Annotated in this window: 23 protein-coding genes and 1 pseudogene; 13 read left to right on the plus strand and 11 right to left on the minus strand. The window is 62.5% G+C overall.

Annotated features, from left to right (window positions below):
• Nucleotides 1–22 precede the first annotated feature (22 nt).
• From asd to C3F42_RS20535, 3 genes are read right to left on the minus strand one after another with little or no spacing between them, the layout of a single operon-like run.
• Nucleotides 23–886: an archaetidylserine decarboxylase gene (gene asd, locus C3F42_RS20525; protein ID WP_104444831.1), complete on the minus strand. Its 864-nt coding sequence runs from the start codon at nt 884–886 to the stop codon at nt 23–25.
• A 9-nt stretch (nt 887–895) separates the two neighbouring features.
• Complete coding sequence (rhdA, locus tag C3F42_RS20530) at nt 896–1,705, minus strand: thiosulfate sulfurtransferase (RefSeq protein ID WP_104444832.1); 810 nt, start codon at nt 1,703–1,705, stop codon at nt 896–898.
• A 45-nt stretch (nt 1,706–1,750) separates the two neighbouring features.
• Nucleotides 1,751–3,286 carry an HDOD domain-containing protein gene (locus C3F42_RS20535; RefSeq protein ID WP_094012384.1) on the minus strand — a complete coding sequence of 512 codons (1,536 nt, stop codon included), beginning with the start codon at nt 3,284–3,286 and terminating at the stop codon, nt 1,751–1,753.
• Nucleotides 3,287–3,416: 130 nt separating this feature from the next.
• Between C3F42_RS20535 and motA the strand changes: the two genes are divergently transcribed.
• On the plus strand, nt 3,417–4,268 hold the full coding sequence (motA, locus tag C3F42_RS20540; RefSeq protein ID WP_023630652.1) for a flagellar motor stator protein MotA: 852 nt from the start codon (nt 3,417–3,419) through the stop codon (nt 4,266–4,268).
• Nucleotides 4,269–4,271: 3 nt separating this feature from the next.
• Nucleotides 4,272–5,288, plus strand: coding sequence for a flagellar motor protein MotB (gene motB / locus C3F42_RS20545; protein WP_023630651.1), 1,017 nt, complete (start codon nt 4,272–4,274; stop codon nt 5,286–5,288).
• Nucleotides 5,289–5,320: 32 nt separating this feature from the next.
• On the opposite strand, the gene C3F42_RS20550 is transcribed toward motB, so the two are convergent.
• Nucleotides 5,321–5,800: a hypothetical protein gene (locus C3F42_RS20550; RefSeq protein WP_023630650.1), complete on the minus strand. Its 480-nt coding sequence runs from the start codon at nt 5,798–5,800 to the stop codon at nt 5,321–5,323.
• A 145-nt stretch (nt 5,801–5,945) separates the two neighbouring features.
• Nucleotides 5,946–6,977: a small ribosomal subunit biogenesis GTPase RsgA gene (rsgA, locus tag C3F42_RS20555; RefSeq protein ID WP_023630649.1), complete on the minus strand. Its 1,032-nt coding sequence runs from the start codon at nt 6,975–6,977 to the stop codon at nt 5,946–5,948.
• Nucleotides 6,978–7,085: 108 nt separating this feature from the next.
• Between rsgA and orn the strand changes: the two genes are divergently transcribed.
• Nucleotides 7,086–7,628 carry an oligoribonuclease gene (gene orn, locus C3F42_RS20560; RefSeq protein WP_046853993.1) on the plus strand — a complete coding sequence of 181 codons (543 nt, stop codon included), beginning with the start codon at nt 7,086–7,088 and terminating at the stop codon, nt 7,626–7,628.
• 88 nt (nt 7,629–7,716) lie between these two features.
• Nucleotides 7,717–8,328 carry a trimeric intracellular cation channel family protein gene (locus C3F42_RS20565; RefSeq protein ID WP_023630647.1) on the plus strand — a complete coding sequence of 204 codons (612 nt, stop codon included), beginning with the start codon at nt 7,717–7,719 and terminating at the stop codon, nt 8,326–8,328.
• A 564-nt stretch (nt 8,329–8,892) separates the two neighbouring features.
• On the opposite strand, the pseudogene C3F42_RS20570 reads toward C3F42_RS20565, so the two are convergent.
• From C3F42_RS20570 to queG, 6 genes and pseudogenes are all read right to left on the minus strand, one after another.
• A pseudogene (locus tag C3F42_RS20570) lies at nt 8,893–9,348 on the minus strand (IS3 family transposase); the annotation flags it as partial.
• 57 nt (nt 9,349–9,405) lie between these two features.
• Nucleotides 9,406–10,146 carry an IS21-like element helper ATPase IstB gene (istB, locus tag C3F42_RS20575; RefSeq protein WP_064491510.1) on the minus strand — a complete coding sequence of 247 codons (741 nt, stop codon included), beginning with the start codon at nt 10,144–10,146 and terminating at the stop codon, nt 9,406–9,408.
• The gene (gene istA / locus C3F42_RS20580) at nt 10,143–11,663 is read right to left on the minus strand and encodes an IS21 family transposase (protein ID WP_081273177.1); all 1,521 of its coding nucleotides are present in this window, start codon (nt 11,661–11,663) and stop codon (nt 10,143–10,145) included. Before istA ends, istB begins: the two co-directional genes overlap by 4 nt.
• 110 nt (nt 11,664–11,773) lie before the next feature.
• Nucleotides 11,774–12,091 carry an IS3 family transposase gene (locus tag C3F42_RS29420; RefSeq protein ID WP_158659578.1) on the minus strand — a complete coding sequence of 106 codons (318 nt, stop codon included), beginning with the start codon at nt 12,089–12,091 and terminating at the stop codon, nt 11,774–11,776.
• A gap of 80 nt (nt 12,092–12,171) precedes the next feature.
• Entirely contained in the window at nt 12,172–12,714 is a 543-nt protein-coding gene (locus tag C3F42_RS20590; RefSeq protein WP_023631905.1) for a helix-turn-helix domain-containing protein, read from the minus strand.
• Between the two features lie 389 nt (nt 12,715–13,103).
• Nucleotides 13,104–14,168: a tRNA epoxyqueuosine(34) reductase QueG gene (gene queG, locus C3F42_RS20595; protein ID WP_023630646.1), complete on the minus strand. Its 1,065-nt coding sequence runs from the start codon at nt 14,166–14,168 to the stop codon at nt 13,104–13,106.
• Nucleotides 14,169–14,232: 64 nt separating this feature from the next.
• Between queG and C3F42_RS20600 the strand changes: the two genes are divergently transcribed.
• The 9 genes from C3F42_RS20600 (at nt 14,233) to hflC (ending at nt 23,681) form a co-directional block, all read left to right on the plus strand.
• On the plus strand, nt 14,233–15,084 hold the full coding sequence (locus tag C3F42_RS20600) for an NAD(P)H-hydrate dehydratase (RefSeq protein ID WP_038706895.1): 852 nt from the start codon (nt 14,233–14,235) through the stop codon (nt 15,082–15,084).
• Nucleotides 15,072–15,545: a tRNA (adenosine(37)-N6)-threonylcarbamoyltransferase complex ATPase subunit type 1 TsaE gene (gene tsaE / locus C3F42_RS20605; protein ID WP_023631735.1), complete on the plus strand. Its 474-nt coding sequence runs from the start codon at nt 15,072–15,074 to the stop codon at nt 15,543–15,545. Before C3F42_RS20600 ends, tsaE begins: the two co-directional genes overlap by 13 nt.
• Nucleotides 15,546–16,988 carry an N-acetylmuramoyl-L-alanine amidase gene (locus C3F42_RS20610; RefSeq protein WP_371041631.1) on the plus strand — a complete coding sequence of 481 codons (1,443 nt, stop codon included), beginning with the start codon at nt 15,546–15,548 and terminating at the stop codon, nt 16,986–16,988.
• Entirely contained in the window at nt 16,985–18,883 is a 1,899-nt protein-coding gene (mutL, locus tag C3F42_RS20615; protein WP_104444836.1) for a DNA mismatch repair endonuclease MutL, read from the plus strand. The genes C3F42_RS20610 and mutL overlap by 4 nt, the downstream gene beginning before the upstream one ends.
• Before the next feature lies 1 nt (nt 18,884).
• The gene (gene miaA, locus C3F42_RS20620; RefSeq protein ID WP_104444837.1) at nt 18,885–19,856 is read left to right on the plus strand and encodes a tRNA (adenosine(37)-N6)-dimethylallyltransferase MiaA; all 972 of its coding nucleotides are present in this window, start codon (nt 18,885–18,887) and stop codon (nt 19,854–19,856) included.
• Nucleotides 19,857–19,950: 94 nt separating this feature from the next.
• Complete coding sequence (gene hfq / locus C3F42_RS20625; protein WP_023629894.1) at nt 19,951–20,211, plus strand: RNA chaperone Hfq; 261 nt, start codon at nt 19,951–19,953, stop codon at nt 20,209–20,211.
• An 18-nt stretch (nt 20,212–20,229) separates the two neighbouring features.
• Nucleotides 20,230–21,531 (plus strand): ribosome rescue GTPase HflX, encoded by a 1,302-nt coding sequence (hflX, locus tag C3F42_RS20630; RefSeq protein WP_104444838.1) that lies wholly within the window; start codon nt 20,230–20,232, stop codon nt 21,529–21,531.
• A gap of 96 nt (nt 21,532–21,627) precedes the next feature.
• Complete coding sequence (gene hflK, locus C3F42_RS20635) at nt 21,628–22,812, plus strand: FtsH protease activity modulator HflK (protein ID WP_038706892.1); 1,185 nt, start codon at nt 21,628–21,630, stop codon at nt 22,810–22,812.
• A complete protein-coding gene (gene hflC, locus C3F42_RS20640; protein ID WP_023629896.1) occupies nt 22,812–23,681 on the plus strand; it encodes a protease modulator HflC in 870 nt (289 codons plus the stop codon). Before hflK ends, hflC begins: the two co-directional genes overlap by 1 nt.
• Nucleotides 23,682–23,859 lie beyond the last annotated feature (178 nt).

A 23,859-nucleotide genomic window follows, 5' to 3' on the forward strand; every position in this document is an offset into this window, starting at 1 on the left:
CCTTTCTTGTTGCAGCAGTCAATCAGGCCTGGGCCGGTTGCGCCAGCAGCTCACCCATGCGCACGGTGGAGCCGGCACCGAGGCTCTCGGCCCACTTCACCTGCTCTGGCCCGAACAGCACGATGGCAGTGGAGCCCAGCTTGAAGCGACCCAGCTCGGCGCCTTTCTCCAGATGGATCGGCGCACGGCTGGCGTCGTCATAGCGGAAGGTCTTCAGCTCGCGCTTCGGCGGCGTGACCAGGCCGGCCCAGACGGTCTCGATAGAGGCGACGATCATCGCGCCGACCAGCACCACGGCCATCGGGCCGCGCTCGGTGTCGAACAGGCAGACCACGCGCTCGTTACGGGCGAACAGCTCCGGTACGTTCTCTGCGGTGGTCTGGTTGACCGAGAACAGCCGCCCCGGCACATAGACCATCTCGCGCAGGGTGCCGGCCAGCGGCATGTGCACGCGGTGGTAGTCCTTGGGCGACAGGTAGATGGTGGCGAATTCGCCGCCCATGAACGGCGCGGCCAGGGCCGGGTCGCCGCCCAGCAGCTCCAAGGCGCTGTAGCCGTGGCCCTTGGCCTGGAAGATGCGGCCGTGCTCGATCGGGCCAAGCTGGCTGACTGCGCCGTCGGCCGGGCAGAGGATCGCGCCGGGGGTTTCGTCCAGCGGGCGGGCACCGGGCTTGAGGGCACGGGTGAAGAAGGCGTTGAAGTGCTCGTAGGCGCTGAGGTCTTCGACCAGTGCCTCGGACATGTTCACCTGGTAGCGCTTGGCGAACCAGGCGGTGAAGGCGTTCTTGAACCAGCGTGCGCGGCACTCGGCGACGCAGCCGGCCAGCCGCGACAGCAGGTGGTGCGGCAGCAGGTACTGGCTGATGATGAACAAGCGGGATTTCATTGAGCGTCCTTAAACTTCGACGGGCGTGTCGGGGTGGTTGCCCCATTCGCCCCAGGAACCGGCATAGCCCTTCACCCGTGGATAGCCGAGGGCCTTGGCCACGAGGTAGGTGAAGCCGGAGCGGTGGTGGGTCTGGCAGTGGGTGATCACTTCCTTGTCTGGGGTGATGCCCAGGTTTTGCAGGACTTCGGCGATGTCCTTGCGGATGCGCAGGTGGTCGTTGAGGTCCATGCCGGCGGTCCACTCGAAGTTGATCGCGCCGGGAATATGCCCGCCTTTGGCGGCCAGTACTTTCTCGCCGCTGTATTCCAGTGGCCCGCGAGCGTCCCAGATGACCAGGTCGGCGGCGCCCAGGCGGCTTTGCAGGTATTCGCGGGTGGCGGTGGGCTCCGGGTGCAGTCGCAGGTTCACCGCGCCGCCCATGCTGGCGGGCACCTCGGTGGACAGTTTGTCCGCCGGCCAGGCCTGTATGCCGCCGTTCAGGTAGTGATAGCGCTGGTGGCCAATCACGTCGAGCAACCAGATGAAACGGCCGGCCCAGCCGCCGCCTTCGTCGTCGTAGACCACATAGATCGCATCGTCGCGATGACCGAGTTCGGCGAACAGCTTTTCCAGGTCGGCGCGTGCCGGCAGCAGGCCAGGCGCCTGTGGTTGCCCCAGCTGGGTGCGCTTGGGATCGACGAAGCGTGCCCCGGGGATGTGGCCGCTGCCATAGCGGTTGGCGCTGGTCAGGTCGACCAGGATCAGTTGCGGCGATTCCAGGCGCGGCAGCAGGTCCTTGGCTTCGATCACCAGGGGCAAGCCGGAAAAGTCAGTCATCCACGGTCTCCAGGGTGCAAAGGGGGCGATTGTAGCGCAAGGCAATCATGAATGGCGGTTGCCGAAGATGGCCAGGGCGCGCTCGATGCATTGCACGGTTTTACCGAACGCCTGCACGCTGACATCGGCCAGCGGTTTGCCGTCCTGGTCCGCCACCGCCAGCATCAGCACCTGGTCGCCGACCGCCAGCGAGCGCAGCAGCAGGTGTTCGCTGCGGAAGAATGCGCGCAGTGGCGCTGGCAGCAGCGCGGTGAACTGGGCGTGGTTCTCGGGAGTCAGGCGCAATTGCCCGGCCTTGCTCATCAGTTTCTGCAGGAGTTTGTTCTGCGCGATCGGCAACGCAATGACGCTGGCTTCCTTGGGCAGGCCCGCAGTTTGCTGCACCCGCAGGTGGTCGGTAGCCTTGTCCAGGCTCAGCAGCATCAGGCGCTGCATGCCGCACGCCAGTAGCGCTTCGCGGGCCTGGGTGGCCAGGTGCACGGTGTTGCTGAACGGGCTCGGCTGGGCGAGCAGTTCCTGGCACAGCGTGCGCCAGCGGCCCAGCTCCTCGGTGCTGGGCGGTGGCGGGGTGAGCATGTCCGGGTGCGGGCGGCGCTGGTGCCAAGGCCAGATCAGCGCCTCGGCCGGGTGGAACAGGGCATGCCGGGCGTGATGGCGGGCACTGGCCGCGGCCTGCTGGTGAACCTGCTGCTGCACATCGTCCAGCGTGGTCTGCAGATAAAGGGCGGTAAGCAGCTGCCAGCGCAGCAAATGCGGATTGTCCCAGCCAACCTGGGCGGCCAGGGCAAGGCCGTTGGCCAGCAGTACGGTATTCGGGGGCTGGTTGAACCAGCGGCGCAGGGCCGGCTCTTCGTCCAGGCGCTGTTGCTGGACCAGCGGGTCCTGTTCGCGGGCGATGTTCAGTACCTGCGCCAGTTGTTCGCGCTCGTCCATCAGCAGGCGGTAACCCTGGGTCACCCACTCGGGCAGGCGCCAGTGGTCGGCCATGGCCTGGCACAATTGCATGATGCGCACGCCAAACAGTTGCTGCTCGACTTCAGCAGCCTCCTCGCCCTTGTGGATAACTCGCAGCTCCCATGTGTCCAGCAACTTGGGATAGGCCAGGGCCAGCGGCCACAGGGGCGAGAGGAACAACAAGCTGCCCCAGTGGATTTCCTGCCACAAGCGCGCCAGGCGGCTGGCGAACAGGCCGTTGGCCTGCTGGGTGGCATGCTGGCTGATCAGCAGGAACTGGCGCAGCACCGGCGGGATCTCGTCGGCCGGCAGCGATGGCAGGCGTGCCAGCAGTTGGCTGACGCGGGCCAGGCCAAGGCGGTTAAGGGCTATTTCCAGGCTCTCGGCCGGTTCGGCCTGGCTGGCGTTGGCCGGGTGGTTGGCCTCGCGCAGCACGCAGAGCACCAGCGCGGGGCTGTCCTGCATCAGTTCGGCGATATCGCGCAGGGAGCGACGGCTGTCGTTGATGGCTTGCAGCACGCGATCATGGCTCTCTTTCGGCACCGGTACGCGGACCCCGTCGAGCAGCTTGATCCAGGCCTCTAGACTCGACGGAGCCTGACTTGGCACCTTGGTTTCAATTGGCATATTGACATCAGTCCGAACTGGCTTTTCGCAATGAGTGGCTATAGTCTGGCGCAGTTCTGCCGATAAGTAGAAGAAGAGTTTTCAAGCTTCCGTTCCCTATCCTGACCACGACAGCAAGTGCTTCCAACTTATGGCTAAAATTATCGGCATCATCGTCGTATTCGCGAGCGTGCTCGGCGGCTACGTGCTTTCCCACGGCAAGATCGCGGCACTGATCCAGCCGTTCGAAGTGCTGATCATCGGCGGCGCGGCCTTTGGTGCGTTCCTCCAGGCCAACCCTGGTTACATGACCATGCATGTAATCAAGAAGTCGCTGAAGATGTTCGGCACCCGCTTCACCCACACCTTCTACCTGGAAGTGCTGGGCCTGGTGTACGAGATCCTCAACAAGAGCCGTCGTGAAGGCATGATGGCGATCGAGGGCGACATCGAGGACGCCGCGGCCAGCCCGATCTTCGCCAAGTATCCGGCGGTGCTGGGTGACGAGCGCATGACCGCGTTCATCTGCGACTACCTGCGGATCATGTCCACCGGCAACATGGCGCCCCACGAGCTTGAAGGGCTGTTCGACATGGAGCTGCTGAGCATGAAGGAAGAGCTCGAGCACCCGTCCCACGCAGTGACCGGGATCGCCGACGGCATGCCCGGCTTCGGTATCGTCGCGGCGGTACTGGGTATCGTGGTGACCATGGCGTCGCTGGGTGACGGTGACCAGAAGTCCATCGGCCTGCACGTTGGTGCGGCGCTGGTTGGTACCTTCTTCGGTATTCTTGCTGCCTACGGCTTCTTCGGCCCATTGGCCAACGCCCTGCGCCACGATGCCAAGGAAGAGCTGAACGTCTACGAGGCGATCAAGGCCTCGCTGGTGGCCTCGGCTTCCGGCATGCCGCCGTCGCTGGCGGTCGAGTTCGGTCGCAAGGTGCTGTACCCGGCGCACCGCCCGAGCTTCGCCGAGCTGGAACAAGCAGTACGCGGTCGCTAAGCCATGGAGAACAATCAGCCCATCATCGTCAAGCGCGTCAAGCGCTTCGGCGACGGCCATCACGGCGGCGCCTGGAAAATCGCCTTCGCCGACTTCGCCACGGCGATGATGGCGTTCTTCCTGGTGCTGTGGTTGCTGTCGACCGCCACGCCCGAGCAGAAGATCGCCATTGCCGGTTACTTCAAGGATCCGATCGGCTTCTCCGAAAGTGGCACGCCCTACATCATTGACCTGGGTGGTTCGCCACAGCTGGCGCCCGAAAAGACCATCAACCCGGAAGTGAAGTCCGAGCCGACGCCGGATACAAGCTTGCAGTTGGACAAGGACAAGGTCGAGACCATGGCCGAGCAGGTCGAGCGCGAGCGCCTCGAGTTGCTGCTGCAGGAGCTGCAGAACAAGGTCGAGGAAAACCCGCAGTTGCAAAAGTTCAAGGACCAGATCCTGTTCGAGATCACCCAGGACGGCCTGCGCATCCAGATCATGGATGCCGAGAACCGGCCGATGTTCGACCTGGGCAGCGCACGCCTGCAGCCGTACTTCGAAGACATCCTGCTAGCCATGGCCGACACCATCAAGGCGGTGCCGAACAAGATCAGCATCAGTGGCCATACCGATGCCAAGCCGTATTCCGGTACCGGCGACTTTGGTAACTGGGAGCTGTCGGCCAACCGCGCCAACGCGGCGCGTCGCGCACTGGTCGCCGGTGGCTATCCAGATGAGCAGGTGGCCCGTGTGGTCGGCTATGCATCGTCGTCGCTGTTCGATCGCGCCAACCCGTTCAACCCGGTCAACCGTCGTATCGACATCATCGTCCTGACCAAGAAAGCCCAGCGCGATATCGAGGGCGAGCAGGGCAAGCCGCAGGCTGCGCCGCCTGGCGCTGAAGCACCGCCTGCGGGCGCTGCGCCAGGTGCGGCCGCGACTCCGGGCGATACGCCGATGCAACCGCGCGAGTTGCGCCAGAAGCTGAACATCTTCGAGGATGGCGTGTTGAAGATGGATGAGGCCAAAGACCAGTAAAGGACAGGGGCCGCTTCGCGGCCCCGATGCATTCAGAACCCCCGCCTGATCTTGGCCTTGAGATCGGCATGGAAGAAATCCGCATTGTCCCTGTCCGACACTAAGCTGCGCCCGGCCTGCGAAGCCATGGCCCGGCCAAAAGTCTGCTCGTCATGGTATGCGCGCACGAAAAGGTCTATATGCTCCCGTTCCCGCATCACTGGCCACTTGCCCAGGCGCTGCGGCAGGTCAGTCGAGCCAGCATGGTAGAAAGTCACTCGCCGATGCGCCATGGCCGCAGCGCCCAGCAGCCAGGCTGTCCACCAGTCTTCGCCATGGGCCTCGTAGAGCACGCCGATCCAGTGAGTGGCATCGGCCATGTGCTGGCAAAAGCAACCATGCAGGTCGTCGAGGGTCTGGCCTTCGTCGTCGAAGGGGACAAGTTGAGTAGGAATGCCTTCTAGCAGAAGGCGTTCGTTGAGGATGAAGGCATCGAGCCGCTCATCTCGGCGGTAACTGATGAAAACCGGCATCCTTGTTGCCCTCCCTGATCAATGCCGACGACAAGGCATGACCATCGGGGAAAGCGGAGAGATGGACAATAGGTGACTGCGAAACCGGAGTGGTCCTACCTGCTCCGGTAACATCTCCTACAGCAAAAGCCGGCAGATCCGCCAATCAGTAGGTGTCTTCCGGCAAGCTGGCGATGATTGAACGGTAGCTGTTCATCCGTTGCTGCGTGACGCCGCCGTCTTCCAGCGCCTTGAGCAGGGCACAACCAGGCTCGCGGTCATGCTTGCAGTCACGGAAGCGGCAGTTGCCGATCAGTTCGCGGAATTCGATGAAGCCATCCTCGACATCGTCACGGCTGACATGGCCCAGGCCGAATTCACGGATGCCTGGAGAGTCGATCAGGTCACCGCCATTGGGGAAGTGGTAGAGGCGCGCGGTGGTGGTGGTGTGGGTGCCCTGGCCGGACCATTCCGACAGGTCGCCGACACGGGTGCCCGCATCAGGCAGCAGGCTGTTGACCAGCGAGGACTTGCCCACGCCCGACTGGCCGACGAACACGCTGATATGACCATCGAGTGTCTGCTGCAAGCGCTGCATGCCATCGCCCTGGTGCGCCGAGACTTCCAGCAGCGGGTAGCCCAGGCCACGGTAGACCTCGAGCATGGCATTGAGAGTCGGGGCGTTCTCGTCGTTGATCAGGTCGGCCTTGTTCAGCAGCAGCAACGGGCGGATGCCGGCATGCTCGGCGGCGACCAGGTAACGGTCGATCAGGTTGGGGTGCGGTTCGGGCGCAGGGGCGAAGACAATGACGATCAGGTCGACGTTGGCTGCCACCGGCTTGAGCTGGCCATGGTTGTTCGGCCGGCACAGTTCGGTGCTGCGCGGCATCTGCGCGACGATCACGCCGATGCCCTGGTTGCCGGCGCGCCAGACCACGCGGTCGCCAGTCACCAGCGCCGGCAGGTTGGCCCGCAGGTGGCAGCGGAACACCTGGCCCGCGACCTCGCCGTCCTGGGCCTCGACCTCGACCTGCACGCCGAAGTGGGCAATCACCAGGCCCAGTTGCTCCGGTCCCAGGTCGCCACCCTCCAGTTCCTGCAGCACATGCTGCTCGCGTTTGGCGGCGCGAGCGGCGCGTTCACCCTGGATCTTTTCGATGCGCCAGTTCTGGCGGCGGTTGAGCTGGCGTTTGGCCATGAAGGTTCCGTGTCGGCGGGGCAGAAAGAAAACGGCAGGCAGTTTAGCACGGCGCGCCCAACACCCGTTCGCTAGGCTAATATGACGGCCTATTCGAGGAGCCCTTTCATGCAAAACCCACAGAACCTGATCTGGATCGATCTGGAGATGACCGGCCTGGATCCGGACAACGACGTCATCATCGAGATGGCTACCATCGTCACCGACAGCGAGCTGAACACCCTGGCCGAAGGCCCGGTGATCGCCATTCACCACAGCGACGAGGTGCTGGCGCGCATGGACGAATGGAACACCCGCACCCATGGCGCCTCGGGCCTGACCCAGCGCGTGCGCGAAAGCAAGGTGAGCATGGCCGAGGCCGAGGCACAGACCATCGCTTTCCTCGAGCAGTGGGTACCGAAGGGCAAGTCGCCGATCTGCGGTAACAGCATCTGCCAGGACCGCCGTTTCCTCTATCGCCACATGCGCGAGCTGGAAAACTACTTCCACTATCGCAACCTCGATGTTTCCACGCTCAAGGAATTGGCCGCGCGCTGGGCGCCGGAAGTGCGTGACAGCTTCAAGAAGGGCAACACCCATTTGGCGTTGGACGACATCCGTGAGTCGATTGGCGAACTGCGTCACTACCGTGAGCATTTCATCAAGGTCTGACCTCCTGCGCCGATGATCGTCGGCGCGCCCCTTTTGGTGCCCTGCGTGACTGGGTAGACTGCGCGCCTTTCCCGCACGGACCTGCACCATGTTGCTGATGCTCTATCTCATTGCCATCACCGCCGAAGCCATGACCGGCGCCCTGTCCGCTGGCCGTCGGGGCATGGACTGGTTCGGCGTGGTGCTGATCGCCTGCGTCACCGCGCTGGGTGGCGGCTCGGTGCGTGACGTGCTGCTCGGGCACTACCCGCTGACCTGGGTGAAGCATCCCGAGTACCTGGTGCTGACCAGCTTCGCGGCGCTGCTGACCATCTTCATCGCGCCCTTGATGCGCCACCTGCGGTCGTTGTTCCTGGTGCTCGACGCCCTGGGTCTCGTGGCGTTCACCCTGATCGGCTGCATGACCGCGCTGGAGATGGGGCAGGGGTTCCTTGTCGCCTCCATCAGCGGGGTGATTACCGGGGTGTTTGGCGGCATTCTGCGGGACATCTTCTGCAATGATATTCCGTTGGTGTTTCGGCGTGAGCTGTATGCCAGTGTTTCGTTCGCGGCGGCTTGGTTCTATCTGGGGTGTGTTTACTTCAAGGTGCCGGCGGAGCAGGCCATGCTGCTGACACTGTTTGGTGGTTTTCTGGTGCGGTTGTTGGCGATTCGGTTTCATTGGGAGATGCCGAAGTTTCATTACAATGATCAGCAATAACGGCTTTTGCGGCGCAGCCATTGGGTTCAGAATTGTTCTGGCAGGGTTGTAGCTGTAGTCATATAGCCATTGTTCAGAAGAGTTGCTTGTTCTTGCTCTTGCTCTGCTTTTGCTTCTAAGTGCGCGATAGTGCAGGCGACGCAAATTGCGACTTCAGGAGGCCGAACGGAGGTCTTGCGGAGGGAGGTGACGGGCATGGATGCCCGTCAAGCGCTGCGCCCCAGGATGGGGCGTTCAGCGCGGTCCTCCCGGGAGCAAGGCCGGAGTGAGGGGACCCCGGAGCGAAGCGTAGGGGCCGGATGAATGGAGCGAGGATTTTTTGGTTCCTTTTTGATCCTTCAAAAAGGGACCCGCCGTAAGGGCGGAAAGGTGATTATGCGTCACCATCGCAAATGAATGCGCATATAACTTTCGAGACACGCGCTGTGTAAGTCAAAGTCAAAGTCAAAGTCAAATGCGATTGGCGTGGGTTTTTACAGTTGTAAGTGCATTCATTTGCTATAATGACGCATAGTCACCCTTTCGCCACCCGTGAACTGACCCCCGAAAGTTGGACAGGTAGCGCTATGCGGCCAGCGCTTGGGTTCGGAATTCTACCGGACTCAAGCCATTCAGTCTGAGACTGATGCGTTCTTGGTTGTAGTAGGCGATGTAATCCTCTAGTCCTGATGCCAGTTGCTCAACACTCTCAAACGACTCCAGGTAAAAAAACTCGCTCTTGAGCGTGCCGAAAAAGCTTTCCATGGCGGCGTTGTCCAGGCAATTGCCCTTACGCGACATGCTCTGCTCGATATTCTTCCCAGCCAGCATATGCCGGTAAGTTGGCTGTTGATACTGCCAGCCTTGATCGGAATGCAGTATCGGTGTGTCACCTGGATTCAGCCGCTCGAAGGCTTGCTCCAGCATTGTCGAAACCATCTTGAACTCAGGACGCCGGTTGATCTGATAAGCAAGGATCTCGCCGTTGTACAGGTCCATCACAGGCGAGAGAAACAGCTTCTGCCCCTTTACCTTGATGTCAATGGCCATTAATTTTGACCCACTTTTGGCCAATAGAATTGACCCACTTGCTCACCGCTAACCGCCGGTTTTCTGCTTCAAACGATAGCTCTCACCTCCCAGCATAAAGATGTGTGAATGGTGGATCACGCGGTCGATGATGGGCACGGCCACGTTGTCGTCATGGAAGAACTCGCCCCAGCTGGTGAAGTCCTTGTTGGTGGTCAGGATGACCGAGCGGTACTCGTACAGGTTGTTGATTAACTGGAACAGGTTGTACCGGGCTTGGCGCGTCATCGGCAGGTAGCCCAGCTCATCGATGATCAGCACGTCGTATTTGCTCAGCTGATTAAGGCGCTTCTTCAGCTCGCCCTTCATTTCCGCCAGCTCCAGATCCTCGACCAACGCCAGAGCCGTGCGGAACAGCACCTTGTAGCCCGCCTGAACCGCCTTGTGGCCAATCCCAATGGCCAAGTGGGTCTTGCCCACACCCGGTGGTCCGATGAACACCAGGTTGTCGCGGTTGTCGATAAAGCTGAAGTCCAGCAAGGTGCTGACCTGGCGCTTGGTGATGGTGGTCTGGTGCCGGTAATCGAAGGCCTCCAGATGCTTCTCCGAGGGGAACTGCGCCTGCTTGAGGTTGCGGCTTACGCGGCTACTGGAGCGGGCGTTAAGCTCATGCTCGACCAGTGACTGGGCGAAGCTCAGGTAGGACAGTTCATTGGCTTCGGCTCTGGCCAGCAGGGTGGCCAGCTCACCCGCGGTCGCGCTGAGGCGCAGGCTTCGGTACTGCGCGATAGTGCTGTCGAGCAGGCTCATTGGGTCACCCCGTGGCCAGTCGACTGGCCAATGCGGGCATAAGCGTTCAGGTCGGCGTGACTAACCTGGCTACCGGCCTCTGGCGCATAGTCATGGTCGCCGATGATCCGGCCCCGCGCCTTGGCTTGCTGCCATGCTTCGAGGTAGCGCTTGAGCCCGGTGGCGGTCAGTTCACTGCGCTCGCACAACTCGCCGAGCAACGCCGTATCAACCGGCGCATGGGCCATGAGCAGGTCGCGTGCAGCAACCAGCTGATCCTTGTAGATACGCGGCGAAGTACGCTTGAGCAGTTGGCACAGGGTTGCCCCAAGGGCATCGGGCAGGATCGAGTCGATGCCGCGCTCCAGGTCGGTAATGCGCTGGGCATGGTCTCGGTAATGGTTGTTGTTCTTGATCATCCGGCCCTTGGCCTTGCACAGGTCATGGGTGGCTATGAGTTCACCGCTCTCCAGGTCATGGATCAGCAACTGGTTGTCCTGTGCGCTGACACCGACACGGGCTTGCTGCCAGGCCATGGGTACCGAGTACTTGTTGGCCTGCCATGAGATCAAGCCGGTCTTGTCGACCTTGCGGGTCTCCCTTGTCGGCGCCACGTGCAGCAGGTTCTGCGGGACGAGATAGGGCTTGAGCTGACTACGCTCCAGTGCCTCGAAATGCGCTCTTGGATGCTGCCCCGTCGTGCCGTGCACGCGTGCGTTGGCGACAGTCTCGAGCCAATCATTCAGGTGCTGTCGGACGGCGGCCTCGTCCTGGAAGTGCTCGCCGTAGAAGCAGTCACGCTTGACGTACTTGACCCCGGCCTCCACCTTGCCCTTGCTCTCCGGGTCATAGCCCTCGCAGGCATGGATGCGGTACCCGACGGTAGTCGCATACTGGTGGAAGCGCTGGTTCAGCGTCAGCTCACGGTACTGCTCGTTGATCACCACCATCTTGGTCTGATCGTAGATGCACTCCTCGGTGACGCCGCCGAAGTAGCGGAAGGCCTCGTCGTGCATCTGGATAAACCGTTCGGTATCCAGCGGCCGGAAGTTCAGACCGACATACATCAGCCGTGAACAGGACAGCACAAACACCACAAAATGAACGACACGCTCCAGGCCGCCAATCATGACGCCTCGCAGCTCACCGGGGTCGACCTGACACTGCACGCCAGGCACTGACTCAACGACCGGCTCGTAATAGCGCAACTGGCCACTGGCAACCTGCTGCTTGAGCGCTTGCACATAGCGGCGAATGCTCCGGTCTGACACCGCCAGCTCGGTGGTGCGCTCCCTCAGGCGACGGGCCAGCTTGACTGCGCTCAGGGCTGGAAACTGACCCAACTGATTAATCAGATAATCGCGGTGCTCGTCGAGCACCTTGGTGCGTGAAGGGTCAGCAATGGTAGCGCTGATCTGCATCTCATCCAGGTGGAGATACTTGCGTACGGTGTTCCGGGAAATCCCCAGCTCACGACTGATGGCACGGACCGACAGGCCTCGGCCCTGGTCATACAACCCCTTGATCTTGTGAATCACAACCCACTCCTTCAATGATCTGTCCCCGGCCTGTGCATAAGGCGGGTGACGCTACATGGTCGGTGGCCAATGCCACTATGGGTGGGTCAAAATTGTTGGCCAGAGGTGGGTCAGTTTAATTGGCCATTAACAACCTTGAACTCTGTCACGTCGGTTGCCCATTTCTGATTGGGGGCTTCTGCCTTGAATTTGCGTTTGAGTAGATCAGATGCAACAACCCCCTCGGAGCCTCGGTACGAGCGATATTTCTTAACTTTTACCAGAGATTTGAGGTCCATCAACTGCATCAGTCGCTGCACCTTCTTGTGGTTGACCACCTCGCCATTGTGCCTGAGGGCCGCAGTGATGCGACGATAGCCATACCGCCCCTTATTTCCGTGATAGAGGCTGTTGATGCGCTCTTTGAGAGCAGCATGCTTGTCAGCCACCAGCACTTTGCTTTGGTAATAAAAGGTACTGCGTGCCAGCCCTGCAGCACGTAGCAGCAGAGCAAGTCGATGCCCGCGCCTCAATCCTTGGATAGCCTGCGTTTTCTTGCCTGCGCAGTTCGAGGGTCCGCTTGGATCAAGGCATCGAGCTTTTTTAGATAAGCATTCTCCGCGCGCAGGTATTCCAGCTCTTCGAGCATTTGCTTTGGTGTCAGCTCGCTGTCCGTTGGAGTGGGCGGGCTTGTGCTGGACTGTTTTGATGGTTTGCGGGGCATGCTGAACTCTCGGGTACGGCGCGGGTGAAGGGCTTCTACTCCGCCTTTATCGTACAACCTTTTCCATTGCCTGATGCTACTCGGGCCGCGGATATCAAACTGCACGCAAGCTTGCTGAGCGGACAGTCCGTCTTGCTCAATGCACTGCAAAACCTTCAATTTGAACTGCGCGTCGTAGTGGCTGTACTTGGCAATCAAACCGGCTGCACCGTGTTGCTCGTAGCCCTTTACCCAGCGGCGTAACAGCGATGGACTCAGGTCATGCTTGAGCGCCACCTCATGAACACTGCGGGCAGAAAGGCACTCTTCGATGAGTATCTGCTTGAGTGCCAGGTTGTATTTCGTCATGGAACACCCTCCGGTTGGGGATCAGGTGTCCAACTTTCGGGGGTCAGTTCACCGGCGAGTCACTTTTTGTCAAACGCGACAAAAAGTAACCAAAAAACGCTGCGCTCCATTCATCCGGCCCTCCGCTTCGCTCCGGGTTCCCTCACTCCGGCCTTACTCCCGGGAGGACCGCGCTGAACGCCCCATCCTGGGGCGCAGCGCTTGACGGGCATCCATGCCCGTCACCTCCCTCCGCAAGACCTGCGTTCGGCCTCCTGAAGTCGCGAAGTTACGGGCGGCGCCTGCACTGGCGCAGCTGGCGCTCGCAGGCTATGGGGTTGACCTTTTGATCGCCAAAGGCAAAGGCAAAGGCAAAGGCAAAGGCAAAGGCAAAGGCAAAGCAGCGAGCGTCAAAGGGCGTTGTGGCGAGCCAGGGCCCATTCCACGTGTTCGCGTACCAGTTCCGAAGGATCATCCCTACGCGCATTGAGCGCCTCCAGTACGGGGATGGTCGACGGTGCGTTGCCAAGCCCTACCGCGAGGTTGCGCAAGAACCGTTCATACCCCGCCCGGCGCAATGGCGAGCCTTCGGTGCAGCCGAGAAAACGCTTTTCATCCCACAGGAACAGTTCGGCCAGCTCGATATTGTCCAGCCCCCGGCGGGGCATGAAGTCGTCTTCGGTCGTGGTCTTGGCGAAACGGTTCCACGGGCAGACGATCTGGCAATCGTCGCAACCAAACACTCGGTTACCGATCAATGAACGCAGTTCCATTGGAATGGCCCCGCGCAATTCGATGGTCAGGTACGAGATGCAGCGCCGGGCATCGAGCTGATAGGGCCCGACGAACGCCTGGGTCGGGCAGATGTCCAGGCAGGCCTGGCAACGCCCGCAATGATCGCTACCCTGCACGCCGTCGATCGGCAGCGGCAAGTCGACGAACAACTCGGCGAGGAAGAAATAGCTGCCCGCCTTGCGGTTGAGCAGCAGGGTGTTCTTGCCTATCCAGCCAAGGCCGGCCTCCTGGGCCAGGGCTTTCTCCAGCACCGGAGCGCTGTCGACGAAGGCGCGGTAGCCGAACGGGCCGATGGCTTCCTGGATGCGGTCGGCGAAGTGCTGCACCCGCTTGCGCACCAGCTTGTGATAGTCGCGGCCCAGGGCATAGCGCGAGATGTAGGCTTTTTCAGGGTCCGCCAAGCGCTTTGCCATCTGCGTGTCGCCGGGCAGGTAGTCCATGCGCAGCGAGATCACCCGCAAGGTGCCGGGTATCAGCTCGGCCGGGCGCGAGCGCTTGTTGCCATGCTCGCCCATGTACTCCATCTCGCCATTGTGGCCAGCGGCCAGCCAACGCTGCAGGTGCTGTTCGTGCTCGCCAAGGTCGACACCGGCGATGCCGACATGGGCAAAACCGAGTTCGCGGCCCCAATCCTTGATCGATTGGGCCAGTGTGGCGATGTCTGGAAGGTCGGCGGACATGTATGAACAAGCATTACAAGCGGAGGTGCGTATAATTCTGCCAGACATCGGAGCCTTTGACCCCATGCCTCAGACCAAACACCCCCCATTACCGCTCAGCAGCCTGACCTTGGCCAGGTTGCCGCCACGTGCTGCTGATGCCCACAAGGGCGATTTCGGCCATGTGCTGGTGGTCGGCGGCGACCTGGGCACAGGCGGCGCGGTCATGCTCAGTGGCGAGGCGGCGTTGCGTTGCGGCGCCGGCCTGGTCAGCGTCGCCACCCGCCCCGAGCACGTAGCTGCGGGGCTGACACGCCTGCCCGAGACCATGTGGCTGGGCGTGAGCTCGGCCAACCAGCTGATGCCGCTGCTCGAGCGTGCCACGGTGCTGGTGGTCGGCCCTGGCCTCGGCCAGGCCGGGTGGGGGCGCAGCCTGTTGTCGGCGGTGGCCAATGCCCACCGACCACAGGTGTGGGACGCCGATGCGCTCAACTTGCTGGCGCGCACGCCACTGGCACTGCCCAGCGGCAGCATCCTCACCCCGCATCCCGGCGAGGCCGCGCGCCTGCTGGGGATTTCCACCGAGGCGGTGCAGGCCGACCGGCCGGGTGCGGCGCGCAAGCTTGCGCGTCGTTACGCCAGCGTCTGTGTGCTCAAGGGCGCCGGCACGTTGGTGGCCGACCCTGCCGGGCAACTGGCTTTTTGCGGCCGTGGGCACCCAGCCATGGCCGGTGCCGGATTGGGCGATGTGTTGACTGGCGTGCTGGCAGCCTTGCTGGCCCAGGGGCTGGATGCCTGGCAGGCCGCGTGCCTGGGGGTGTGGCTGCATGCGTGCGCCGGCGAGCGGTTGGGTGTCAAAGGTAGAGGGCTGGCGGCCAGTGATCTGGTGCCGGTCATTAGAGCGTTATTGGAGGAGCATTCAGCGTGTCAGGCATAACCCTGTTTCTGGGCGACGAGGACGCCACCGTCGCCTTTGGCGCGAAACTGGCCGAAGTGACCAAAGGTCATGGTGTGATTTTTCTCGAGGGCGACCTGGGGGCCGGCAAAACCACCCTGTCCCGCGGGCTGATCCGGGGCCTGGGTCATACCGGCCCGGTGAAAAGTCCGACATTTACCGTGGTTGAACCCTACGAGATAGGTGATGTTCGCGCCTTCCATTTCGACCTCTATCGTCTGGTCGACCCGGAAGAGCTTGAATTCATGGGCATTCGCGATTATTTCGAGGGCGATGCATTGTGCCTGTTCGAATGGCCCGATAAAGGTGCGGGCGTTTTGCCAAAGCCCGACCTGACCATTACCATAAGCCCGCAAGCGGGCGGACGTTCGCTGAACCTGTCGCCGCAGGGGGCACGCGGCGAAGCCTGGTGTGCCGTTCTGGCCAAAGAATTCATACAGTAAGTGGGGAAAGGTATGCGCATACGCGCACTGGTCGCTGTCGTTGGGCTGCTGCTGACCGCGGTGACCGTTGACGCTCTGGCCGTCACTCAAGTCAAGAGCATGCGCCTGTGGCGCGCTCCGGACAACACGCGGCTGGTCTTCGACCTGTCCGGGCCTGTGCAGCACAGCGTCTTCACCCTCACCGCTCCCGATCGTCTGGTGATCGACATCAACGGTGCCACCCTGGGGGCGCCGCTGAACGTCTCCACCTCGAACACGCCGATCACCAGCGTGCGTTCGGCCCAGCGCACGCCCACAGACCTGCGCGTGGTGGTCGACCTGAAGAAAGCCGTGTCGCCGAAGAGCTTCACCCTGGCCCCGAACGCCCAGTATGGCAATCGCCTGGTGGTCGACCTGTACGACCAGGAAGCCGACGCCATCGCCGCCAGCAACCCGACACCGCCGCCGACACCGCAGCCACCGGCCACCACGCCGGCGGTGCCCGTCACCCCGGCGCAGCCGGCGATCAAGTTGCCACCGGCACCGAGTGGCAAGCGTGACATCGTGGTCGCCATCGACGCCGGCCACGGCGGCGAAGACCCGGGCGCGTCCGGCTCGCGTGGCCAGCACGAGAAAGACATCGTGCTGGAGATCGCCAAGGAACTGCAGCGCCAGATCAACTCCGAGAAGGGTTATCGCGCCGAGCTGACCCGCACCGGCGACTACTTCATCCCGCTGCGCAAGCGCACCGAGATCGCCCGCAAGAAGGGCGCCGACCTGTTCGTCTCGATCCACGCCGACGCCGCGCCGTCCAAGGCTGCCTTCGGCGCCTCGGTGTTCGCCCTGTCCGACCGCGGTGCCACCTCCGAGACCGCCCGCTGGCTGGCCGACACGGAAAACCGCTCCGACCTGATCGGCGGTGCCGGCAACGTCAGCCTCGACGACAAGGACCGCATGCTGGCCGGCGTGCTGCTCGACTTGTCGATGACCGCCACCCTCAGTTCCAGCCTCAATGTCGGGCAGAAGGTGCTTGGCAATATGGGTCGGGTCACGCCGCTGCACAAGCAGCGGGTGGAGCAGGCCGGGTTCATGGTGTTGAAGTCGCCGGACATCCCTTCGATCCTCGTTGAAACCGGGTTCATCTCCAATGCCAACGAGGCGGCCAAGCTGGCTACCCGCAGTCATCAGCAGGCCTTGGCGCGTTCGATCCATACCGGTGTGCGTCAGTTCTTCCAGCAGAACCCGCCGCCTGGCACCTACATTGCCTGGCTGCGTGACAGCGGCAAGATCGCCGAGGGCCCGCGTGAGCACACCGTGCGACCGGGCGAGACCCTGGCGATGATCGCCGTGCGCTACCAGGTGAGTGTTGCCGCCCTGCGCAGCAGCAACAGCCTGAAAAGCGATGAGTTGAAAGTCGGCCAGCACCTCGACATTCCGACCACCGCCCTGGCGTCCCAGCGATGAGTGGCGGCTCGCGCATCCAGCTGCTCAGCCCGCGGCTGGCCAACCAGATTGCCGCCGGCGAGGTAGTCGAACGTCCCGCGTCGGTGGCCAAGGAACTGCTGGAGAACAGCCTCGACTCCGGTGCCCGGCGTATCGAGGTCGAGGTCGAGCAGGGCGGCGTGAAGTTGCTGCGGGTGCGCGACAATGGCAGCGGCATCGCCCCTGACGACCTGCCGCTTGCCCTGGCGCGTCATGCCACCAGCAAGATTCGTGAGCTGGAAGACCTCGAAGGTGTGCTCAGCCTCGGGTTTCGCGGCGAGGCGCTGGCATCGATCAGCTCGGTCGCCCGCCTGACCCTCACCTCGCGTACTGCCGAGGCGAGCGAGGCCTGGCAGGTGGAGACCGAGGGGCGCGACATGCTCCCGCGGGTGCAGCCGGCGGCTCATCCGGTCGGCACCTCGGTCGAAGTGCGTGACCTGTTCTTCAATACCCCGGCCCGACGCAAGTTCCTCAAGGCCGAAAAGACCGAATTCGATCACCTGCAGGAAGTGATCCGGCGCCTGGCGCTGGCGCGTTTCGACGTGGGCTTTCACCTGCGGCACAACGGCAAGACCATCTTCAGCCTGCATGAGGCCGCCGACGAGATGGCGCGGGCGCGGCGCGTCGGCACCATCTGCGGCCCGGGCTTCCTCGAGCAGGCGCTGCCGATCGATGTCGAGCGCAACGGCCTGCGCCTGTGGGGTTGGGTGGGCTTGCCGACCTTCTCGCGCAGCCAGGCCGACCTGCAGTACTTCTTCGTCAATGGCCGCGCGGTGCGCGACAAGCTGGTCGCCCATGCGGTGCGCCAGGCTTATCGGGATGTGCTGTTCAATGGTCGGCACCCAACCTTCGTGCTGTTCCTCGAGTGCGACCCGACCGGTGTGGACGTCAACGTCCACCCCACCAAGCACGAAGTGCGCTTCCGTGAAGGGCGCATGGTCCATGACTTTCTCTACGGCACCTTGCACCGTGCCCTGGCCGATGTGCGCCCGGAAGACCAGCTTGCCGCGCCGGCGGCCAGCGACGAACTGGTCCGCCCCAGCGGCTTGCAGGCTGGCGAGTTCGGCCCCCAAGGCGAAATGCGCCTGGCCTCGCCAGTGCTCGAGCAGCCTCAGGGCGAGCAGCGGGGCTTCGCTTCGAGCGGTTCGGGCGCGGGCTATCAGTACCAGTACACGCCCAGGCCCTCCCAGCCGCTGAATGCCGGCGAGGCGCAGGCGGCCTACCGCGAGTTCTACGCCCCCCTGGACAATGCCGCCGCCGCGCCGAGCGCGTTGCCGGAAAGCCAGGGCGATATCCCACCGCTCGGCTACGCGCTGGCGCAGCTCAAGGGGATCTATATCCTTGCCGAGAACGCCGTCGGCCTGGTGCTGGTGGATATGCACGCCGCCCATGAGCGGATCATGTACGAGCGTCTGAAGGTGGCCATGGCCAGTGAAGGCTTGAGCGGCCAGCCATTGCTGGTGCCCGAGTCGCTGGCGTTGAGCCAGCGCGAAGCCGATTGCGCCGAGGAGCATGCCCAATGGTTCCAGCGCCTGGGCTTCGAACTGCAGCGCCTGGGCCCGGAAACCCTGGCGATCCGCCAGATCCCGGCCTTGCTCAAACAGGCCGAGGCTAATCGCCTGGTGCACGATGTGCTGGCAGACCTCATGGAGTACGGCACCAGTGACCGTATCCAGGCGCACCTCAACGAGCTGCTGGGGACTATGGCCTGCCATGGCGCGGTGCGGGCCAACCGGCGTCTGGCCATCCCGGAGATGAACGCCTTGCTGCGCGACATGGAGAACACCGAGCGCAGCGGCCAGTGCAACCACGGCCGACCGACCTGGACCCAGATGGGCCTGGACGATCTGGACAAGCTGTTCCTGCGGGGCCGATGACATGAGTGCCAGACCTCCGGCGATTTTCCTCATGGGCCCGACCGCGGCCGGCAAGACCGACCTGGCGATCGAGCTGACCAGCAAGCTGCCCTGCGAGCTGATCAGTGTCGACTCGGCGCTGGTCTATCGCGGCATGGACATCGGTACTGCCAAGCCCTCCAAGGAAGTGCTGGCCGCGCATCCGCACCGCCTGATCGACATTCTCGATCCCGCCGAAAGCTACTCGGCCAAGCGTTTCTGCACCGATGCACTCCAAGCCATGGCCGAGATCAGCGCGCGCGGCAAGATCCCGCTGCTGGTTGGCGGCACCATGCTCTACTACAAGGCACTGGTCGATGGCCTGGCGGACATGCCGCCAGCCGATGCCACGGTCCGCGCCGAGCTCGAGGTACAGGCGCAGGCCCTCGGCCTGGCCGAATTGCACCGGCAACTGGCCGAAGTCGATCCAGAGTCGGCGGCGCGCATTCATCCGAATGACCCGCAGCGGCTGATCCGTGCGCTTGAAGTGTACAAAGTGAGCGGCGAGAGCATGACCGCCCACCGTCAGCGTCAATACGCGCAAAGTAGCGGCGCAGACGCAGGCGCGGGCGAGCATTTGCCCTATACTGTCGCCAGCCTGGCGATAGCGCCTACAGATCGTCACATTTTGCATCAGCGAATTGCGTTACGATTTTCACAGATGCTGGAACAGGGCTTTGTCGACGAGGTCCGAACGCTGCGGGCCAGAAGTGACTTGCACGCCGAGCTGCCGTCTATAAGGGCAGTGGGGTATCGGCAGGTGTGGGACTACCTCGACGGCAAGCTGACTGAGAATGAGATGCGTGAACGCGGTATCATTGCCACGCGTCAGCTGGCCAAGCGGCAATTCACCTGGTTGCGCGGCTGGTCCGACGTCCACTGGCTGGATAGCCTGGCCTGCGACAATCTGTCCCGCACCTTGAAATACCTGGGGACCGTCTCCATATTGAGCTGAGTCCCTGCCAGTTGCCGTCTATTCTTGCGAAGGGGCGGCATAATTTATCGATTTTCTTGATTTTCTATTATTGATCCTTACAGGAGTGCGGCATATGTCAAAAGGGCATTCGCTACAAGACCCTTACTTGAACACCTTGAGAAAAGAAAAAGTCCCGGTTTCGATCTATCTGGTCAACGGGATCAAGCTGCAGGGCCAGATCGAATCCTTCGACCAGTTCGTCGTGCTGCTGAAAAACACCGTCAGCCAGATGGTCTACAAGCACGCCATTTCGACCGTCGTCCCAGCACGCCCGGTTCGTCTGCCAAGCCCGACCGATGGTGAGCACGGCGACAGCGAGCCAGGCAACGCTTGAAAAAAGTAGGAGCCTGCATTGTTCTTTGAGCGCCACGGTGGTGGTGAGCGAGCGTTGCTCGTTCACTTGGAAGGTCAGAACCCTGAGGCGCGCGAAGACCCGCAGGAGTTTCAGGAGCTGGCGCTGTCGGCCGGAGCCGATATCGTTTCGCTGGTGACAGTGGCGCGGCATCAGCCCACCGCCAAGTTTCTGATCGGCAGTGGCAAGGTCGAGGAGTTGCGCGACCTGGTCCATTCGGCCGAAGCCGACCTTGTGATTTTCAATCACACCCTCACGCCCAGCCAGGAACGCAACCTCGAGCGCGTCTTCGAGTGTCGCGTGCTGGACCGTACCGGGCTGATTCTCGATATCTTCGCCCAGCGGGCGCGTACTCACGAAGGCAAGCTGCAGGTCGAACTGGCCCAGCTCGAGCACATGAGCACGCGACTGGTACGCGGTTGGACCCACCTTGAGCGGCAGAAAGGCGGTATCGGCTTGCGTGGCCCGGGTGAAACCCAGCTCGAAACCGACCGCCGCCTGCTGCGGGTGCGCCTGCGCCAGATCAAGGCACGCCTGGAGAAGGTGCGCAGCCAGCGCGAGCAGGCCCGTCGTGGGCGCAAGCGCGCCGACATTCCTTCGGTGTCGCTGGTGGGTTATACCAACGCCGGTAAATCGACCCTGTTCAACGCACTCACGCAATCCGATGTGTATGCCGCGGACCAGCTGTTCGCCACCCTCGACCCGACCTTGCGCCGGCTCGAGCTGGTCGACCTGGGGCCGATCGTGCTGGCCGACACCGTAGGTTTCATCCGCCACCTGCCGCACAAGCTGGTCGAGGCATTTCGGGCTACGCTCGAAGAGTCGAGCAACTCCGACCTGCTGCTGCACGTGATCGATGCCCATGAGCCCGAGCGCATGGAGCAGATCGAACAGGTACTGGCGGTGCTGGGCGAGATCGGTGCCGAGAGCTTGCCGATCCTCGAGGTCTATAACAAACTCGACCTGCTCGAAGATGTCGAGCCGCAGATCCAGCGCGATGCCGATGGCAAGCCGCAGCGGGTCTGGGTATCGGCACGCGATGGACGAGGCCTGGAGCTGGTTGGCCAGGCGATTGCCGAGTTGCTGGGGGACGATCTTTATGTCGGAACCCTGTGCCTGGAGCAACGGTTTGCCCGCCTGCGCGCGCAATTCTTTGCCCTGGGTGCCGTGCAGAGTGAAGAGCATGATGAAGAAGGGCGCAGCCTGCTGAGCGTGCGACTGCCCAGGGTCGAGCTGAATCGCCTGGTCAGCCGCGAAGGCATGGAGCCGCAAGTGTTTGTCGAGCAACACACTTTGCAATAAATGCCCGTCGAGGTCGCCGGGCAGCCGTGACAGGCATTCTGTAGCATTGGACGGCGCGCCGTGGGCGCGTCTTTGCTTTATCAGATGGAGAGCGCTATGGCTTGGAACGAGCCGGGTGGCAACTCGAACAATCAGGATCCCTGGGGCGGCCGCCGTAATGGTGGCGGCGGTGGTGGCGACAAGAAAGGTCCACCGGATCTGGACGAGGCCTTCCGCAAGCTGCAGGACAGCCTGAACGGCATGTTCGGCAGTGGCAAGAAACGTGGCGGCGGCGGTGACCGCAATATCGGCAAGGGTGGCGGCTACGGGCTGCTGGGCATCGGCCTGGCGGCTCTGGCGGCAATCTGGCTGTACAACGCCGTCTATGTCGTGGACGAGCAGGAGCAGGCCGTGGTGCTGCGCTTCGGCAAGTACTACGAGACCGTCGGTCCCGGCCTGAATATCTACTTCCCGCCGATCGACCGCAAGTACATGGAAAACGTGACCCGCGAGCGGGCCTACACCAAGCAGGGGCAGATGCTCACCGAAGACGAGAACATCGTCGAAGTGCCACTGACCGTGCAGTACCGCATCAGCAACCTGCAGGACTTCGTGCTCAACGTCGACCAGCCGGAAGTCAGCCTGCAGCATGCGACTGACAGCGCCCTGCGCCACGTGGTGGGTTCCACCTCGATGGACCAGGTGCTGACAGAAGGCCGCGAGCAGATGGCCGTGGACATCCGCGAGCGTCTGCAGCGTTTCCTCGACACCTACCGTACCGGTATCACCGTCACCCAGGTCAACGTACAGAGCGCGGCAGCCCCGCGTGAAGTGCAGGAAGCCTTCGACGACGTGATCCGTGCCCGTGAGGACGAGCAGCGTGCGCGCAACCAGGCCGAGTCCTACGCTAACGGCGTGGTGCCGGAGGCCCGTGGCCAGGCGCAGCGCATCATCGAGGACGCCAATGGCTACCGCGATGAAGTCATCGCCCGTGCCAAGGGTGAGGCCGATCGCTTCACCAAGCTGGTCGCCGAGTACCGCAAGGCGCCGGAGGTCACGCGTCAGCGTCTGTACCTGGACACCATGCAGGAGGTCTACAGCAACTCCAGCAAGGTCCTGGTCACGGCCAAGGACGGGCAGAACAACCTGCTCTACCTGCCGTTGGACAAGATGGTCGAAGGCAGCCGCGGCACCAGTGCAGCGCCGTCCAGCAGCGTATCGCCGTCGGTCAATGACGCCGCCGCGCGTGCCGCCCAGGATCTGCAACCACAACCGCCGCTGCGTTCCAGGGAGAGCCGCTGATGAGCAATAAGTCACTGTTCGCCCTGATCGGCGCCGTGGTGCTGGCGATCGCCGCCTGGAACTGCTTCTACATCGTTTCGCAGACTGAACGCGCGGTACTGCTGCAGTTCGGCCGCGTGGTCAAGGCCGATGTCCAGCCTGGCCTGCACGTGAAGGTGCCGTACGTCAACCAGGTGCGCAAGTTCGACGCCCGCCTGATGACCCTCGACGCGCCGACCCAGCGTTTCCTGACGCTGGAGAAGAAAGCGGTGATGGTCGATGCCTACGCCAAATGGCGGGTCAAGGACGCCGAGCGCTTCTATACCGCAACGTCGGGTATGAAGCAGATCGCCGATGAGCGCCTGTCGCGTCGTCTGGAAAGCGGCCTGCGTGACCAGTTTGGTAAACGCACCCTGCACGAAGTGGTTTCCGGTGAGCGTGATGCGCTGATGGCGGATATCACCGCCTCGCTGAACCGCATGGCCAGCAAGGAGCTGGGTATCGAAGTGGTCGACGTTCGCGTCAAGGCCATCGACCTGCCCAAGGAAGTCAACCGCAGCGTGTTCGACCGTATGAGCACCGAGCGCGAGCGTGAAGCCCGCGAGCACCGTGCCAAGGGTAACGAACTGGCCGAAGGTATTCGTGCCGACGCCGACCGTCAGCGCCGCGTGCTGCTGGCCGAAGCGTACCGCGAAGCGGAAGAGACCCGCGGTGATGGCGATGCCCAGGCAGCTGCCATCTATGCCAAGGCGTACACGCAGGACGCCGATTTCTACGCGTTCTACCGTAGCCTCAAGGCCTACCGCGAAAGCTTCTCCAGCAAGAGCGACGTGCTGGTCCTGGATTCGAAGAACGAGTTCTTCCGCTTCCTGGACAAGAGCAAGCCCTGATCGTGCTCTCATGGGGGATTCGCCCCGCCGGGCAGCTAAAATGCCTGGCGGGGTGCATCCTGAATGAAAAGGGGTGTATGATGAGTCAGCCGGGAAATTCCCGGCTTTTTTGCGTCTGCAAGGTTGATTGGCAAACGGCCAGTTGACGGTTTGGTCAGGTCGCAAGGCAATTCGAGGG

This window comes from Pseudomonas sp. PONIH3, from assembly GCF_002934345.1.
Lineage (GTDB): Bacteria > Pseudomonadota > Gammaproteobacteria > Pseudomonadales > Pseudomonadaceae > Aquipseudomonas > Aquipseudomonas soli.

What these genes read in the sequence shown, in the direction of transcription:
- asd (WP_104444831.1), bottom strand. Translation starts at nt 886, where the DNA reads ATGAAATCCCGCTTGTTCATCATCAGCCAGTACCTGCTGCCGCACCAC.
- rhdA (WP_104444832.1), bottom strand. Translation starts at nt 1,705, where the DNA reads ATGACTGACTTTTCCGGCTTGCCCCTGGTGATCGAAGCCAAGGACCTG.
- C3F42_RS20535 (WP_094012384.1), bottom strand. Translation starts at nt 3,286, where the DNA reads ATGCCAATTGAAACCAAGGTGCCAAGTCAGGCTCCGTCGAGTCTAGAG.
- motA (WP_023630652.1), top strand. Translation starts at nt 3,417, where the DNA reads ATGGCTAAAATTATCGGCATCATCGTCGTATTCGCGAGCGTGCTCGGC.
- motB (WP_023630651.1), top strand. Translation starts at nt 4,272, where the DNA reads ATGGAGAACAATCAGCCCATCATCGTCAAGCGCGTCAAGCGCTTCGGC.
- C3F42_RS20550 (WP_023630650.1), bottom strand. Translation starts at nt 5,800, where the DNA reads ATGCCGGTTTTCATCAGTTACCGCCGAGATGAGCGGCTCGATGCCTTC.
- rsgA (WP_023630649.1), bottom strand. Translation starts at nt 6,977, where the DNA reads ATGGCCAAACGCCAGCTCAACCGCCGCCAGAACTGGCGCATCGAAAAG.
- orn (WP_046853993.1), top strand. Translation starts at nt 7,086, where the DNA reads ATGCAAAACCCACAGAACCTGATCTGGATCGATCTGGAGATGACCGGC.
- C3F42_RS20565 (WP_023630647.1), top strand. Translation starts at nt 7,717, where the DNA reads ATGTTGCTGATGCTCTATCTCATTGCCATCACCGCCGAAGCCATGACC.
- istB (WP_064491510.1), bottom strand. Translation starts at nt 10,146, where the DNA reads ATGAGCCTGCTCGACAGCACTATCGCGCAGTACCGAAGCCTGCGCCTC.
- C3F42_RS20590 (WP_023631905.1), bottom strand. Translation starts at nt 12,714, where the DNA reads ATGACGAAATACAACCTGGCACTCAAGCAGATACTCATCGAAGAGTGC.
- queG (WP_023630646.1), bottom strand. Translation starts at nt 14,168, where the DNA reads ATGTCCGCCGACCTTCCAGACATCGCCACACTGGCCCAATCGATCAAG.
- C3F42_RS20600 (WP_038706895.1), top strand. Translation starts at nt 14,233, where the DNA reads ATGCCTCAGACCAAACACCCCCCATTACCGCTCAGCAGCCTGACCTTG.
- mutL (WP_104444836.1), top strand. Translation starts at nt 16,985, where the DNA reads ATGAGTGGCGGCTCGCGCATCCAGCTGCTCAGCCCGCGGCTGGCCAAC.
- miaA (WP_104444837.1), top strand. Translation starts at nt 18,885, where the DNA reads ATGAGTGCCAGACCTCCGGCGATTTTCCTCATGGGCCCGACCGCGGCC.
- hfq (WP_023629894.1), top strand. Translation starts at nt 19,951, where the DNA reads ATGTCAAAAGGGCATTCGCTACAAGACCCTTACTTGAACACCTTGAGA.
- hflK (WP_038706892.1), top strand. Translation starts at nt 21,628, where the DNA reads ATGGCTTGGAACGAGCCGGGTGGCAACTCGAACAATCAGGATCCCTGG.
- hflC (WP_023629896.1), top strand. Translation starts at nt 22,812, where the DNA reads ATGAGCAATAAGTCACTGTTCGCCCTGATCGGCGCCGTGGTGCTGGCG.